The sequence below is a fragment of the Mycobacterium sp. E1386 genome (assembly GCF_001672745.1).
Lineage (GTDB): Bacteria > Actinomycetota > Actinomycetes > Mycobacteriales > Mycobacteriaceae > Mycobacterium.
Map to the genome: position 1 here is coordinate 36575 of NZ_LZKH01000145.1, position 15257 is coordinate 51831.

The following is a 15257-nucleotide window of genomic DNA, read 5'->3' on the forward strand; positions in this document are numbered from 1 at the left end:
GGTGCGGCGTAACTCGAGGGCGCTGGCCGGTGCGGCGTTAGCCTTGGCGATCCTGGTCCCCGCGGTTGCGGCGTGCTCCGATTCGGGGGGCAACAAACCGGGCGCGACGTCGTCGACAGCGCCGGGGAATTCGGAGGGCCACCACGGGCCGATGTTTCCCCAGTGCGGCGGCATCAGCGATCAGACGGTGGCCGAGCTGACCAAGGTAACCGGGCTGATCAACACCGCACGAAACTCCGTCGGCTGCCAATGGCTGGCGGGTGGCGGCATCCTCGGTCCGCACTTCTCCTTCTCCTGGTATCGCGGCAGCCCGATCGGACGTGAGCGCAAGACCGAGGAGCTGTCGCGCGCCAGCGTCGATGACATCAACATCAACGGACACGGCGGCTTCATCGCGATTGGAAACGAGCCGAACCTGGGCGACTCGCTCTGCGAGGTGGGCATCCAATTTCAGGACGACTTCATCGAGTGGTCGATCAGCTTCAGCCAAAAGCCGTTCCCCCCGCCGTGCGACATAGCCAAAGAATTGGCGCGTCAGTCGATTGCGAACTCCAAATGACCAGAAGAAGCGTCCGCGCCGTGGTAGCCGTCTTGATCGCGGCCTTACTGGTATTGACCGGATGTTCGAGGTCCGTCGCCGGCAACGCCGTGAAGGCGGGCGGCCCCACCCGCAACAACAACTCCCAGCAGCAGTATCCAAACCTGCTCAAGGAGTGTGAGGTGCTGACCAGCGACATCCTGGCCAAGACCGTGGGTGCCGACCCGCTCGACATCCAGAGCACGTTCGTCGGCGCGATCTGCCGGTGGCAGGCCGCCAACCCGGCCGGGCTGATCGACATCACCCGGTTCTGGTTCGAGCAGGGCAGCTTGAGCAACGAACGCAAGGTCGCCGACTTCCTAAAGTACAAGGTCGAGACGCGCAACATCGCGGGAATCGATTCGATCGTGATGCGCCCGGATGACCCGAACGGCGCGTGCGGAGTGGCCAGCGACGCGGCCGGAGTGGTCGGCTGGTGGGTCAACCCCCAGGCGCCCGGCATCGACGCCTGCGGTCAGGCCCTCAAGCTGATGGAACTCACGCTGGCCACGAACTCGTAGCTCAGCGCGGCACCTCGAACCCGGTCAACTGCGCGTTACCGAGTTCGAGGTCTCCCCATCCGGACGTGACCGTCAGCACGGCGATCGCGGACGTCGGGAACTTGACCGAAATTCGTTCGGCCGCAGCGGTATCGGTGCCACTGCCAGCCAGGCCGAGGGCCACCGCGGACATCGTCGGTTCGTGACCGACGACGAGCAGAGTTTCGACTTCCTCGCCGACCGTGTTGATCTCCTCGATCATGGTCCCGGGCGTGGCGCCGTAGAGCCGGTCGCTGTACCGCACCGGGGCACCGATGCGCGTGTTGGCCAACGTCTGCCGGGTACGTGTCGCGGTGGAGCACAGCACGGCGTCGATCGCCGGCACGTTGGCGCGCAGCCAATCACCGGCGAGTCCGGCTTCTCGGATCCCGCGGGGCGCCAGCGGCCGGTCGTGGTCCGCAACCCCCGGTGGGTAGTCGGATTTCGCGTGGCGCATCAACAGCAACGTGCGCTGGTCTTTCACGGAAGCCACGCTAACCCCTATGCCGCGTCGTCGTCATCGTCGCCGTCAGGCAAAAGCTTTTCTCCGGTGGTGGAAGTTGTTGGTGCGGGGCCCCTGAAACCGCCACAGACGCACACTCGCGCTAGACCTTTCGCCCGTGCTCGCGAAACTCGCAATCGCGGCGCCCAAAGAATCGCAAAGCACCCGCTCGGAGACCTGCCGGGCGAGGTCCCGCGTCTTGTCGGTGCGCGGACTTAAGCTCGCAATGCCCTGGTAACCACGCAGTTCGAAAGGGGGCCACCGCCATGCGATTCCTGCACACCGCGGACTGGCAGCTCGGCATGACCCGGCACTTCCTCGCCGGCGACGCCCAGCCGCGATACTCCGCGGCCCGGCGGGATGCGGTGGCCGGTTTGGGGGCGCTGGCGGCGGAGGTGGGTGCCGAGTTCGTCGTGGTGAGCGGTGATGTCTTCGAACACAATCAGCTTCCCCCGCGGGTTGTCGGGCAGTCCCTGGAAGCCATGCGCGCGATCGGGATTCCCGTCTACCTGCTGCCGGGCAACCACGACCCGCTGGACGCGTCCTCGGTCTACACCAGCGCACTCTTCACCGCCGAACGCCCCGACAACGTGGTGGTGCTCGACCGGGCCGGCGTGCACCAGGTCAGGCCCGGGCTCGAGATCGTGGCCGCGCCTTGGCGATCCAAGGCCCCGACCACCGACCTGGTCGCGGAAGTCCTTGACGACCTGACCCCGGAACCGGTCACCCGAATCCTGGTCGCCCACGGCGGGGTCGACGTGCTGGACCCCGATCGCGACAAGCCTTCCCTGATCCGGCTCGCCGCGCTCGACGATGCCCTGGCGAACGGCACGGTGCACTATGTGGCACTGGGCGACAAGCATTCCCGCACGCACGTCGGCAACAGCGGCCGGGTCTGGTACTCCGGTGCGCCGGAGGTCACCAACTTCGACGATGTGGAATCCGACCCGGGGCATGTCCTCATCGTCGAGATCGACGAAGCCGATCCGCGCCGCGCCGTCACGGTGGACTCGCGGCATGTCGGCCGCTGGCGGTTCGTCACCATGCACCGACAGGTCGACACTCGCCGCGACATCGCCGACCTCGACGTCAACTTGGACTTGATGGCCGAAAAGGACCGCACCGTGGTGCGGTTGGCGCTCACCGGATCGCTGACGGTGACCGACCGCGCGGCGCTGGATGCCTGCCTGGACAAGTACGCGCGGTTGTACGCCTGGCTCGGCCTGTGGGAACGCCGCACCGACCTGGCGGTCATCCCGGCCGACGGCGAATTCAGCGACCTCGGTATCGGGGGATTCGCCGCGGCGGCGGTGGACGAGCTGGTGGCAACCGCGCGCGAGGGTGACTGCGACACGGCCGTCGACGCGCAGGCCGCGCTGGCGCTGTTACTGCGCCTCACCGATCGGGGCGCCGCGTGAAGTTGCACCGCCTGACCCTGACGAATTACCGCGGTATCACGCATCGGGAGATCGAGTTCCCCGACCATGGCGTCGTCGTGGTGTGTGGCGCCAACGAGATCGGCAAGTCGTCGATGGTCGAGGCCCTGGACCTACTGCTGGAGTCCAGGGACCGCTCGACGAAAAAGGAAGTCAAGCAGGTCAAACCCACCAACAGTGATGTCGGCTCCGAGGTGAGCGCCGAATTGAGCTGTGGCCCTTATCGATTCATCTACCGGAAGCGGTTCCACAAGAAATGTGAAACCGAGCTGACGATTCAGGCCCCGCACCGCGAGCAGCTCACCGGCGACGAGGCGCACGAACGCGTCCGCGCGATGCTGGCCGAGACGGTGGACAGCGACCTGTGGCATGCCCAGCGGGTGCTGCAGTCCGCGTCGACCGCGGCGGTGGACCTGTCGGGCTGCGACGCGCTCTCGCGCGCGCTCGATGTCGCGGCAGGCGACTCCGGGGCCCTGTCGGGCACCGAGCCACTGCTCATCGAGCGGATCGACGCCGAATACGCACGCTATTTCACCGCCACCGGGCGTCCGACGGGCGAATGGGCCGCGGCGATCACGCGACTGGCCGACGCAGAAGCCGCGGTCGCCGAGTACGCGGCGGCGGTCGCCGAGGTCGACGAGCGGGTGTGTCGCCATGCCGTCCTCACCGAACGCGTCGCGGAGTTGTCGCAGCAGCGCATCGCCGGCCGCCCCCGGCTCGCCGCGGCGCAAGAGGCCGCGGAAAAGATCGACGAACTCACCAGTCAGGCGCGCGAGGCCGAGTTGATCGCGGCCGCAGCGGCGGCGACGAGCGCCGCCGCGACAACCGCCCACCACTCACGGCTGCAACTGCTCGCCGAAATCAGCACCCGCACAACCGTTGTCGCTACCGCCGAGGCCGAAGCGCAGGCCGCCGCCGACGCGTGCGACACGGCGCGCGCCGGGGCCGAGGCCGCCGACGCCGCAGCCGAGAATGCCGCCGCGGCGCTTGTCGGCCTGCAGTCCCGCGTCGAATCCGCCCGGCGCGCCGTCGCTCAGCAAGCCGACCGCGAAGAAGCCGACCGGTTGAGCGCCCGAGTGGCCAAGATCGAGGCCATCCTGCGGGACCGCGATCAAGTGTGTGCGGCACTCAGCGAGATCGCCATCACCGAGCAGTTGCTGCGGCGAATCGAGAACGCCGCCGCCGCGGCCGATCGCATCGGCGACCAGTTGGCGTCGACGTCCGCCGCGGTCGAGTTCACCGCCGCCGCGGACATCGAGCTCACCATCGGTGAGCAACGAGTGTCTTTGGCCGCGGGTCAAACCTGGTCCATCACGACCACCGGACCCACCTCGGTCCAAGTCCCCGGCGTGCTGACCGCGCGGATCAGTCCGGGCGCGACGGCGCTCGATGTCCAAGCGAAACACACTGCCGCGCAAGAAGAATTGGCCGCCGCGTTATCCGCTGCCCGAGTGGCCGATCTCGCCGCCGCTCGATCCGCCGATCAGCATCGCCGCGAACTGCAGGGCAGCCGCGACCAGCTGAGCGCAACGCTGGCCGGCCTGTGCGGTGACCAGGAGATCGACCAGCTACGCACGCGACTCGCAGAGCTGCGCGCCGGGCAGCCGGCCCAGGCCGGTCTCCCCGTGGCGGACATCGGCGCGGCCCGGGACGAACTCGATGCACTCGAGAAGGCTCACCTGGTCGCGATGGCGGAGTGCGACGACCGCCGTCGGACCGCCACCGCCGAATCCGCCCGGCTCACCGAGTTGGCGACCCGCGCAACGGTTCTCCGCAACAACTTGGAGACGCAACGCGGCGAGCTCGACGCCGCCACCGACAGGCTGGCCCGGGAGCGGGCGTCGGCCGGCGATGACGAACTCGCGGCCTCGGCGGACGCGGCGCTGCAAGCGGCGCGGGCCGCCGAACATCGGCACGCCGAGCTCGCCGCCGGGCTCGCGGCGGCGAATCCGGATGCGGTGCACAGCGAATTAGCCTCTGCTACAAAGGGAGCCGAGGAACTGCGCGAACGCTACGAAGAGGCGGCGCGCGCATTGCGCGAGATCACCATCGAACTCTCGGTGTTCGGCAGCGAGGGACGCCAGGGCAAGCTCGACGCCGCGGAAACCGAACGGGAACACGCCGCCAGCGAGCACATCCGGGTCGGCGGCCGGGCCCGTGCGGCGCGGCTGTTGCGATCGGTCATGACGCGCCACCGCGACACCACTCGGCAGCGGTACGTCGAGCCCTACCGGGCGGAACTGGAGCGGCTCGGCCGGCCGGTGTTCGGGCCCACGTTCGAGGTCGACATCGACAGCGACCTGTGCATCCGTAGCCGCACGCTCGACGGCGTCACGGTGCCCTACGAATCCCTCTCGGGCGGTGCCAAGGAGCAGCTCGGCATCCTGGCGCGACTGGCCGGCGCCGCCCTGGTCGCCAAGGAAGACGCCGTTCCGGTGGTGGTCGACGACGCGCTGGGGTTCACCGATCCCGACCGGCTGGCGAAGATGGGCGAGGTCTTCGACACGGTGGGCACGCACGGTCAGGTGATCGTGCTCACCTGCAGTCCCGACCGGTATGACGGCGTCAAGGGCGCGCACCGCATCGATCTCAGCGCCTAGCGCCAACCCGCTGAGCTGCCTCGAACGCCGGCTGTGGACCGCTGCGACGGTGCCCGCCGGCCGTCCCGGCAGAATGGGACCATGGCGGGCCGACACCGATGACGATGAATGCCAAACGGCGCCGGGTTCAGGAGAAGCTCGCGGCGTTACCGGGTGTGCGACCCGTGCGTCGGCCGATCTCGCCGGAGACCAGCGAAGAGTTCGATCTGTACTACGTGCGCACCGGCCGGAAGTCGGCGCACCCGCTGGTCATCATTCCGGGCGGTCCCGGTGTGGCGTCGGTGCAGATGTACAAGGGCCTGCGGCGCCGTGCGGCCGCGGCCGGCCTGGACGTCATCATGATCGAACACCGCGGGGTGGGTATGTCGCGCCACGACGACTCGGGCGCGGACCTGCCCCCCGAAGCGATCACCGTGAACCAGGTCGTCGACGACATCGCCGCCGTGCTCGACGACGCCCACGTCGAATCGGCCGTCATCTACGGCGCGTCGTATGGCACCTACATCGCCTCCGGGTTCGGTGTGCGCCATCCCGGCCGGGTGCGGGCGATGATCCTCGATTCTCCGCTGCTGTCGCGGCATGACATCGTGATCGTGCGCCGCGCGATCCGTCGGCTGCTGCTCAGGGGCGATAGCCCTGAAACCGCGGCGCTGGCGCCCAAGATGCGCAAGCTCGTCGACGCCGGAGTGATGACCGCGGCGAATACCCAAGTCGTGGCGACGATCTACGGCTATGGCGGCGCCGACCTGCTCGAGCGTGAACTCGACCTGCTGCTGAATGGCCGAAAGCTGTTGTGGTGGGTCATGTCCCGGTTCACCACCCTGAGCAACCTGCCATATCGCTACGAGGAAGACCTGGTGAGCCGCATCGCGTTCCGCGAACTCAACTACGCCGCCGAACCCGACGGGCTTCCGCTGGACCCGGCCGTGGCGGAACGCGAGGCGCGCACGCAGACGGCGACTTTCGAGGACGAGCCCTATGACCTGGTGGCCGAGATGCCCCACTTCGGGTGGCCCACCGCGGTGGTTTCCGGGGGCCGCGACCTCATCACGCCGCCGGCGGTCGCCGAGCGCGTCGCCGCACTGCTGCCTCACGCGGTGCTGTTGAAGCTGCCCACCATGGCGCACAGCGCGCTGGACTTCCGCGAGCCCGCCGCGATCGCGATCGCCCAGGCGGTGTCGCGCGGCGAATTCGACGGGCTCGCCGCGAAAGCCCAGGCGCTCGACGCGCTTCCGCCGCGCCCCGAGCTGCGCCTGCTGTGGAAGGCGATCGGGGTGGCGGCCGCGGTGGAGGGCCTCCTGCCGATCCCGGCGCCGCTGCGGCGGGTCAGCCGCGCATGAACCCGATGGCGGTGTAGCGCAGGTCGCCGAGCCCGGCGGCGCCGAAATTGGCCAGCGTGCTGCGCACCGCGACATCGCCCGGCGATTGCGTCAGCGGCAGGCTGAACCCCTCGGCCCAGATGAGTTTGTCGAGATCGTTGGCCAACTCCTGCGCCTTGCCGGGGTCGAGCTCTTCGAGGGTCCGCTCGATAGCCGCGTCGATTTGCGGGCTGCCGATCTTGCCGAAGTTGCTCTCGCCGCCGGATAGGTAGATCTGGGTCAGCGCCGACAGCGGGAACGCATCGCCGAGCCAACTGAATTGGGCGATGTCGAAATCCCCGACGTTGATGTAGTTGGTGAAGAACCCGCTGCCGGCTCTGGCGACGAGGTCGAGCTTGACGCCGATCTGGGCGAGACTGTGCTGCGCGATCTGGGCGAACTGGCGGCTGCCCTGGGCGTCGTAGAACAGGTCGCGGATGACCAGCGGGCGGCCGTCCTTCTCGCGGAATTGGCCGTTGAGCTTCCAGCCCAAGGCGTCGAGCTCCCGCTTGGCCGCGTCCGGGTCGTACGGGAGGACGGCGCTGTTGTCCTGGTAGCCCTTCTGCCCCGCGACATAGATGTGGTTGCCCAGCGCCACCGGATCGCTGGTGAGGCCGTATTGGACGACCTTGGCGATGGTGCGCCGGTCGATGCCCTTGGCTACGGCGAGGCGCAGCGCCCTGTCGGCCAGGATCGATCCGGGCGCCCCGTTGAACGTGAAGTGCGACCACGCGGGGGCCGGGGCCCGCCGGATCGAGATTCCCTTCGTGCGCTGCGCGATGGTCAGCTGGTCGACCGTACCGACGCCCGACGCGTCGATGGTGTTGTTCTGCAGTGCGGGCAGCCGCGCGGCGTCATCCAGCACCAGGTAGGTGATGTTGTCCAGGCGGGGACGGGCGCCCCACCATTTCGGGTTGCGGGATAACACGATCCGTTGGGTGGTGCGGTCCAGCGACGTGACGATGAAGGGGCCGGCAGACGGGCCGGGCCCATCGAGTTGGCCCTTGTTGAACGCCTCCGGCGTGGCCGTGACGCTCTTGGGCAGCAACATGCCGTTGCCGGCGAACATGCCGCGCCACTCAGCATACGGTTTGGCGAAGGTCATGACGGCCTGCCGGTCGTCGACACCCCGGGTGACCGACGCGACCCGGTCGGCTCCGCCGGGTCCCGCGATCTCGAACGTCTTGTCCGCTCCGCTCAGCGCGTGGATTTGGCTGGCGATGTCTTCCCACGTGATCGGGGTGCCGTCGGACCACACCGCCTTCGGGTTGATCGTGTAAGTCACCACCTGCGGTGCGGTGCCGGTGAGTTCGACGCTGGTGAAGTAGTCGGTGTCGACCGTGGTCGAGCCGTCGGCGCCGATGATGAATGCCCGTGGCAACGTGGCCTTCATCATGGCGGCCACTTCCGCCGAATTGCCGTCGATGTGCAGGATGTTGAAGTTGGGCGGAAAGTCGCTGAGCGCCAGCCGCAGGCTGCCGCCGTCCCGCAAGGTGGCGGGGTCCTGGGGGTTGATATCGCTGGTCGTGCCGATCTCGGCGGCGTTATGTCCGGTTTCCGGCATGACGTTGATGGCCGGTGAGCAGCCGGAGAGCGTAAGCGCCACAACGAGAACCGCCGTCGCGGCCCGCCTAGACACGGTTGCCCGGATCCGGTTGTGGCACGGCGCCCAGAAGCCGCCGGGTGTATTCGTGCTGCGGATCGCCGAACACCTGCCGGCTGTCGCCCTGCTCCACGATCGCACCGGCATACATCACCACCACCTGGTGAGCAAGGTGTTTGACCACCGAAAGGTCATGGGACACAAACAGATACGACAGGCCGAACCGCTCCTGCAGGTCGAGCAGCAGGTTGATGATGCCGGCCTGGATGGAGACGTCGAGAGCGGACACCGGCTCGTCGAGCGCCAGGATCTTCGGTTGCAATGCCAGCGCCCGGGCGATGCCGATGCGCTGCTTCTGCCCGCCGGAGAACTCGGCCGGATAGCGTGCGGCGTCGGCCCGGCGCAACCCCACGATGTCGAGCAGCTCTGCGACGCGCGCGTTGGTCTGGTCGTTGTCGAAGCCGTTGGCCAGCAACGGTTCGGCGATCAGGTCGAACACCGGTAGGCGGGGGTCCAGCGCGGCCACCGGATCCTGGAACACCACCTGAAGGTCGCGTCGCAACGATCGCCGGCGGGAGGCGCTCAGGGTGGCGACATCGCTACCGAGCACTTCGATCGAGCCCGATTGCGGCGCAACGAGCTCCAGGATCTCGTGCAGGGTGGTCGACTTGCCGGAGCCGGACTCGCCGACGATGCCCAGCGTGCGGCCCTGGCGCAGCTCGAAACTGACACCGTCGACCGCGCGGACCTCACCGACCGTGCGGCGCAACAACACGCCCTTCGTCAGCCGGTACGTCTTGACCAGATCGCGCACGCGCACGACGACCGTCGAGTCACCGGATTCGATTCGGGGGGCTTCCGTATTGACCCCGTAGATGTCAGCGGCGCTGCGCCCGTTGACCCGGTCGGTGCGGATGCAGGCCGCGCGGTGATCCACCCCGACCGGGAGCAACTCCGGTTCGTCCGCGCGGCATTCGTCGATGACCAGGGGGCAGCGCGGCGCGAAGGGGCAGCCGGGCTCCAGGCCTACCAGCGACGGGGGCGCGCCGGGGATTGGGACCAGCCGAGTGCCCTGGGCGGCGTCCAGCCGGGGAACGGAGCCCAATAGCCCAACGGTGTAGGGCATTCGGCGAGCGCGGTAAAGGTCGTGCACCCCGGCGGATTCGACGACCCGGCCGGCGTACATCACCAACGCCCGGTCGGCGAACTCGGCGACCACGCCCAGGTCGTGGGTGATGATCAGCACCCCCGCGCCGGTGACGTCGCGCGCCGTCTTGAGCACCTCGAGGATCTGCGCCTGCACGGTGACGTCCAGCGCGGTGGTGGGTTCGTCACAGATCAGCAGATCCGGGTCGTTGGCGATCGCGATCGCGATGACCACCCGCTGTCGCTCGCCGCCGGACAGCTCGTGCGGAAACGCCCGGGCGCGGCGTTCCGGCTGCGCGATACCGACCAACTCGAGCAGCTCCACGGCGCGCCGGCGGGCTGCGTTCTTGCCCACGTGCGGCTGGTGAATCGCGATCGCCTCGGCGATCTGGTCGCCGACGGTGTAGACGGGCGTCAGCGCGGACATCGGGTCCTGGAACACCATGCCGACCGTCTTGCCGCGAAACCGCGACATCGCCTCGTCCCCGAGGCCCAGCAACTCGGTGTCGTGCAACCGCACCGAGCCTCGCACCCGCGCGTATTCCGGCAGCAGGCCCATCACCGCCATCGCCGAAACGGACTTGCCCGAGCCCGATTCGCCGACCATCGCCACAACCTCACCCGGGGCGATGCTGTAACTGATGCCGCGCACCGCGGTCACCGGTTGGCCGTCCGTCGGAAAGGTGACGGCCAAGTCGCTCACCTCGAGCAGCGCGCTCACCGGGCGCCACCTCGCAGCATGCCGCTGCCGGGATCCAGCGCGTCGCGCAGGCCGTCGCCGGTCACGTTGGCGCACACCAGGATCAACACCAACACGCCCGCCGGAAACAGGAACACCCAGGGGAAGGTGGTCGCGGACTGGGTGCCATTGGCGATCAGCGTGCCCAGTGACACGTCGGGCGGCTGAATGCCGAAACCGAGAAAGCTGAGCCCGGTCTCGGCCAGGATGGCCGAGGCGACGTTGAGGGCGGCGTCGATGATCAAGATGGAGGCCACGTTCGGTACCACGTGGCCGAGGATGATCCCTCGGCTGGACACCCCCATGTACCTTGCGGCCCTGATGAATTCGCGTTCACGCAGACTCATGGTCATGCCGCGCACCATGCGCGAGCTGATCATCCAGCCGAATCCGGCCAGCAGCAAGACGAGCATCAGGATGTTGGCCGAGCTCTTGGTTCGCGGTGTGACAATCGCGATGAGGATGAAGCTGGGCACCACCAGCAGCAGGTCGACCAGCCACATCAGCGCGCGGTCGCGCCAGCCGCCGAAATAGCCGGCGATCGAACCGACGGTGGCGGCGATGCCGGTTGAGATGACCGCCACGCAGACACCGATCAGCATTGACTTCTGCATGCCGCGGAGGATTTGCGCCAGCAAGTCCTGACCGAGTGCGTTGGTGCCCAACCAGTGCCGGCCGTTCGGTGGTCGCAGCAGGGCCTCGAAGTCGAGGTCGTCATAGGAATACGGCAGCACCGCAGGCAGCGTGTAGCAGCCGACGAAGAGCAGCACCAGCAGCGTCAGCGACACGACGGCCAATCGGTTGCGAACGAACCTGCGTAGCACGAGGGTCCGGCGCGAGGTGAATCGCGATGCCTTCGGGTCCGAGAGTCCCTGAGCGCCTTCCACTTTGGGCTCGGTTGTCATGACACCCGCACCCTCGGATCGAGAGCGGCGTAGAAGACGTCGGAGAGTAGCCCGGCCAGCAGCACCACCGTGCCCGAGAACAGTGTGATCGCGGCGATTATGTAAGTGTCCTGTGTGGCGATGCCCTGCACCAGCCATTCACCCATGCCATGCCAGCCGAAGATCTTTTCGACGAACACCGCACCGGTGACCAGCCCGGCCACCCCATAGGCGAACAGGGTGGCCAACGGTATCAGCGCCGTACGCAGCCCGTGTTTGACCAACGCGCGCCGGCGGGTAAGCCCTTTGGCGCGCGCGGTGCGAATGAAATCCTGGCCCAGAACGTCGAGCATCGCGTTGCGCTGATAGCGGCTGTATCCGGCGGCGGCGGCCAAGGTCAGGGTCAGGGTGGGCAGGATCAAATGCCGCAACCGGTCCACCAACTGGTGTCCGAGCCCGCCGCTCACCCCGGGCGAGGTTTCGCCGGTGTAATCGAACAACTGCACACCCAAAGCCCAGTTCACTCGCAGTGCAGCCAGGATCAGCAGGCTGGCGATGACGAACGTCGGAGTGCTCAGGACCAGCAGCGCCACCATGGTGACGAGGCGGTCACTGAGTCGGTATTGGCGGATGGCTCCCCAGGCCCCGGCCACGATGCCCAGTACCGTGCCGGCCAGCGACCCGACGACCAGGAGCCGCAGGGTGACCCCGACGCGGCGCCAGAGGGTGGCGCCGACGGGCTGTCCGGTGATCGTCTTGCCGAAGTCGCCGCGAACCGCGTGCGAGGCCCACTGCGCGTAGCGGATCGGTATCGGCTTGTCCAAGTTGAGTGCGTGAGCCTTGGCGTCGATCACCGACTGCGGCGGCCGAGGACTGCGCTGCAACAGGCTGTCGAGTGGCCGGAACGCGACCGACGTCAGGCAGAACGTCAGAAACGACGCCAGCGCCAGCAGCACGACGTAGTTCAGCAATCGGCGCGCCAAGAAGCGGATCATCCCCGACCGCACCGCCCGCCTCGCATTGGGACAGGTTAACGAGCCTCCCCCGTCCTTGTGATCCGGCTGATTCTCATGAGTGAATTACGAGTGGTTCGTTGCTACTTTCGGGCCGCGATATCCCGAGGAGGCGTGCGTGACGGTTACCGATGACTACTTGGCGAACAACGCCCAATACGCGAGCGGTTTCCATGGCCCGCTGCCGATGCCGCCGAGCAAACACGTGGCGGTGGTCGCGTGTATGGACGCCCGGCTCGACGTCTACCGCCTCCTCGGCCTCAAGGAGGGGGAGGCGCACGTCATCCGCAACGCCGGCGGGGTCGCCACCGACGACGTCATCCGCTCGCTTGCGATCAGCCAGCGGCTGCTGGGGACCCGGGAGGTCATCCTGATCCACCACACCGACTGCGGGATGCTGACGTTCACCGACGACGACTTCAAGCGCGCCATCCAGGAGGAGACGGGCCTCAAGCCGCCGTGGGCGGCCGAGGCGTTTCCCGACGTGGGCGAGGACGTCCAGCAGTCGCTGCGCCGCATCGACAGCAGCCCGTTCGTCACCAAGCATGTCTCGCTTCGCGGGTTCGTCTTCGACGTCGCCACGGGCAAGCTCGAGGAAGTGACGCTCTAGCGTCGCCCCATTCGCCGAGCGTGTTCTCAGGGCGAGAAATTGCCCGTTTCTGCGCCCTGAGAACACGTTCGGCGATGTACTAGCCGACCTTGTAGGTGGCGAGGGCCTTCGCGACGAGCTGGCCCTGCGCGTCGATGATGTCGGCCTCGCAGTTGACCAGCGACCGGCCGCGCCGCAGCACCCGGCCGACCCCGATCACGTCGGTGGCCCGGGCGGGGGCCATGAAGTCCAACGACATCGACACGGTGACGCCCCGCAGTTCCGGGGGCGCCTCGGCCCCGCACCACGCAGCCGCCATCACGGTGACGTCGGCGAGGGTGGCGATAGCGCCGCCATGGACCATGTCGCCGATCGTGACGTTCGACGGGTCCCACGGCAGACGCAGCCTGACCTCGTGCTCCTCCAGTTGGTCGGCGACGATGCCCAGCTTCGTGACGAACGCCGATTGGGGGAGGAATTGCGCGATGACGTCGCGGCCGCTCGGGCCGGCCGGCGCAGGGTCAGAGGTCATCCCTTCATGCTGTCGCACCAGGCATCGCCCGGAAAAGGGTGGCCGCCGGTCTTGACTCGATACGTCCCATGGCCGTCCTCCCCACTTGACAACCGTCGGCGCGAACTGATGCTATGGAGGGCAAAGCTGCCAAATATGACCGATTCAACCAGGTTTACCCCGAGGAAGCTATGACCAGCGATCTGAAAGCGGCCCCCACCGCCGGCCAGTACGAGTTGAGCCATCTGCGCTCATTGGAGGCCGAAGCGATCCACATCATCCGGGAGGTGGCGGCCGAGTTCGAGCGGCCCGTGCTGCTGTTCTCGGGGGGCAAGGACTCCATCGTCATGCTGCACCTGGCGCTGCGGGCGTTTCGGCCCGGGCGGTTGCCGTTCCCCGTGATGCACGTCGACACCGGCCACAACTTCGACGAGGTGATCGCCACCCGTGACGAGCTGGTCGCCGAGCACGGCGTGCGCCTAGTGGTCGCCTCGGTCCAGGAGGACATCGACGCCGGGCGCGTGGTCGAGCCAAAGCAGGGTCGCAACCCGATCCAGACCGTGACGCTGCTGCGCGCCATCCGGGAGAACAAGTTCGACGCGGCGTTCGGGGGAGCGCGCCGTGACGAGGAGAAGGCCCGCGCCAAGGAGCGGGTGTTCAGCTTCCGCGACGAGTTCGGCCAATGGGACCCGAAGGCGCAGCGGCCGGAGCTGTGGAACCTCTACAACGGTCGGCACCATAAGGGCGAGCACATCCGCGCCTTCCCGCTGTCGAACTGGACCGAGTTCGACATTTGGTCCTACATCGGCGCGGAGAACATCGGGCTGCCCTCGATCTATTACGCACATCGGCGCAAGGTGTTCCGTCGCGACGGCATGCTGCTGGCGGTCGACCGGCACATGCAGCCGCGCGACGACGAGCCGGTGTTCGAAGCGACGGTGCGTTTCCGCACCGTCGGGGACGTCACCTGCACCGGATGCGTGGAATCGGAGGCCTCGACGGTGGAGGAGGTCATTGCCGAGACGGCGGTTTCCCGGCTGACCGAACGCGGCGCGACCAGGGCCGACGACCGGATCTCGGAGGCCGGGATGGAAGACCGCAAACGGCAGGGGTACTTCTGATGGCCACACCCACCACGTTGCTTCGCCTCGCCACCGCGGGTTCCGTCGACGACGGCAAGTCCACCCTGATCGGCCGCCTGCTCTACGACTCCAAGGCCGTCATGGAGGACCAGTGGGCTGCGGTGGAACAGACGTCCAAGGATCGTGGCCACGATTACACCGACCTGGCCCTGGTGACCGATGGCTTGCGCGCCGAACGCGAGCAGGGCATCACGATTGACGTCGCCTACCGCTATTTCGCCACTCCCAAGCGGAAATTCATCATCGCCGACACCCCGGGCCACATCCAGTACACCCGCAACATGGTGACGGGCGCGTCGACCGCCCAACTCGTGATCGTGCTCGTCGATGCCCGGCACGGCCTGCTGGAGCAGTCCCGCCGGCACGCCTTCCTGGCCTCGCTGCTCGGCATCCAGCACATCGTTCTCGCCGTCAATAAGATGGACCTGATCGGTTGGGACAGAGACAAATTCGAGGCCATCCGGGACGAATTCCACGCCTTCGCCGCCCGACTTGATGTGCACGACGTGGCCACCATCCCGCTTTCCGCACTGCACGGCGACAACGTGGTGACCAAATCGGACCAGACGCCCTGGTATGAGGGTCCGGCGCTGCTGTCGCACCTGGAGGAGGTCTACA

Annotated in this window: 14 protein-coding genes; 8 read left to right on the forward strand and 6 right to left on the reverse strand. The window is 67.6% G+C overall.

Annotated elements, in window-relative coordinates:
• Position 1: 1 nt before the first annotated feature.
• Positions 2 to 559 carry a DUF3558 domain-containing protein gene (locus tag A5709_RS15295; protein WP_066952984.1) on the forward strand — a complete coding sequence of 186 codons (558 nt, stop codon included), beginning with the start codon at positions 2 to 4 and terminating at the stop codon, positions 557 to 559.
• Complete coding sequence (locus tag A5709_RS15300) at positions 556 to 1098, forward strand: DUF3558 domain-containing protein (RefSeq protein ID WP_067949363.1); 543 nt, start codon at positions 556 to 558, stop codon at positions 1096 to 1098. The genes A5709_RS15295 and A5709_RS15300 overlap by 4 nt, the downstream gene beginning before the upstream one ends.
• A gap of 1 nt (position 1099) precedes the next feature.
• Here the strand turns inward: A5709_RS15300 and A5709_RS15305 are convergent, their stop codons facing one another.
• Positions 1100 to 1600, reverse strand: coding sequence for a histidine phosphatase family protein (locus A5709_RS15305; protein ID WP_156768053.1), 501 nt, complete (start codon positions 1598 to 1600; stop codon positions 1100 to 1102).
• A 284-nt stretch (positions 1601 to 1884) separates the two neighbouring features.
• On the opposite strand from A5709_RS15305, the gene A5709_RS15310 reads away from it, so the two are divergent.
• From A5709_RS15310 to A5709_RS15320, 3 genes are all read left to right on the forward strand, one after another.
• A complete protein-coding gene (locus tag A5709_RS15310; protein ID WP_068011421.1) occupies positions 1885 to 3036 on the forward strand; it encodes an exonuclease SbcCD subunit D in 1152 nt (383 codons plus the stop codon).
• On the forward strand, positions 3033 to 5654 hold the full coding sequence (locus tag A5709_RS15315; protein WP_068120575.1) for an ATP-binding protein: 2622 nt from the start codon (positions 3033 to 3035) through the stop codon (positions 5652 to 5654). Before A5709_RS15310 ends, A5709_RS15315 begins: the two co-directional genes overlap by 4 nt.
• Before the next feature lie 98 nt (positions 5655 to 5752).
• A complete protein-coding gene (locus A5709_RS15320) occupies positions 5753 to 6994 on the forward strand; it encodes an alpha/beta hydrolase (protein ID WP_068120576.1) in 1242 nt (413 codons plus the stop codon).
• Here the strand turns inward: A5709_RS15320 and A5709_RS15325 are convergent.
• From A5709_RS15325 to A5709_RS15340, 4 genes are all read right to left on the reverse strand, one after another.
• Entirely contained in the window at positions 6981 to 8576 is a 1596-nt protein-coding gene (locus A5709_RS15325; RefSeq protein WP_231986981.1) for an ABC transporter family substrate-binding protein, read from the reverse strand. The two genes, A5709_RS15320 and A5709_RS15325, sit on opposite strands and share 14 nt — an antisense overlap.
• A gap of 67 nt (positions 8577 to 8643) precedes the next feature.
• Positions 8644 to 10482 (reverse strand): ABC transporter ATP-binding protein, encoded by a 1839-nt coding sequence (locus A5709_RS15330; RefSeq protein WP_068120577.1) that lies wholly within the window; start codon positions 10480 to 10482, stop codon positions 8644 to 8646.
• Entirely contained in the window at positions 10479 to 11405 is a 927-nt protein-coding gene (locus A5709_RS15335; RefSeq protein WP_068120579.1) for an ABC transporter permease, read from the reverse strand. Before A5709_RS15335 ends, A5709_RS15330 begins: the two co-directional genes overlap by 4 nt.
• Complete coding sequence (locus A5709_RS15340; protein ID WP_068009782.1) at positions 11402 to 12379, reverse strand: ABC transporter permease; 978 nt, start codon at positions 12377 to 12379, stop codon at positions 11402 to 11404. The genes A5709_RS15335 and A5709_RS15340 overlap by 4 nt, the downstream gene beginning before the upstream one ends.
• A gap of 136 nt (positions 12380 to 12515) precedes the next feature.
• Between A5709_RS15340 and A5709_RS15345 the strand changes: the two genes are divergently transcribed.
• On the forward strand, positions 12516 to 13007 hold the full coding sequence (locus A5709_RS15345; protein ID WP_068120597.1) for a carbonic anhydrase: 492 nt from the start codon (positions 12516 to 12518) through the stop codon (positions 13005 to 13007).
• A 79-nt stretch (positions 13008 to 13086) separates the two neighbouring features.
• Here the strand turns inward: A5709_RS15345 and A5709_RS15350 are convergent, their stop codons facing one another.
• Complete coding sequence (locus tag A5709_RS15350; RefSeq protein ID WP_068120585.1) at positions 13087 to 13518, reverse strand: PaaI family thioesterase; 432 nt, start codon at positions 13516 to 13518, stop codon at positions 13087 to 13089.
• A 113-nt stretch (positions 13519 to 13631) separates the two neighbouring features.
• Here A5709_RS15350 and cysD point away from each other — a divergent pair, with 113 nt between their 5' ends.
• Complete coding sequence (gene cysD / locus A5709_RS15355) at positions 13632 to 14618, forward strand: sulfate adenylyltransferase subunit CysD (RefSeq protein WP_156768054.1); 987 nt, start codon at positions 13632 to 13634, stop codon at positions 14616 to 14618.
• The coding region (locus A5709_RS15360) for a GTP-binding protein (RefSeq protein ID WP_197520158.1) at positions 14618 to 15257 on the forward strand (640 nt) is incomplete at its 3' end. The genes cysD and A5709_RS15360, both read left to right, overlap by 1 nt.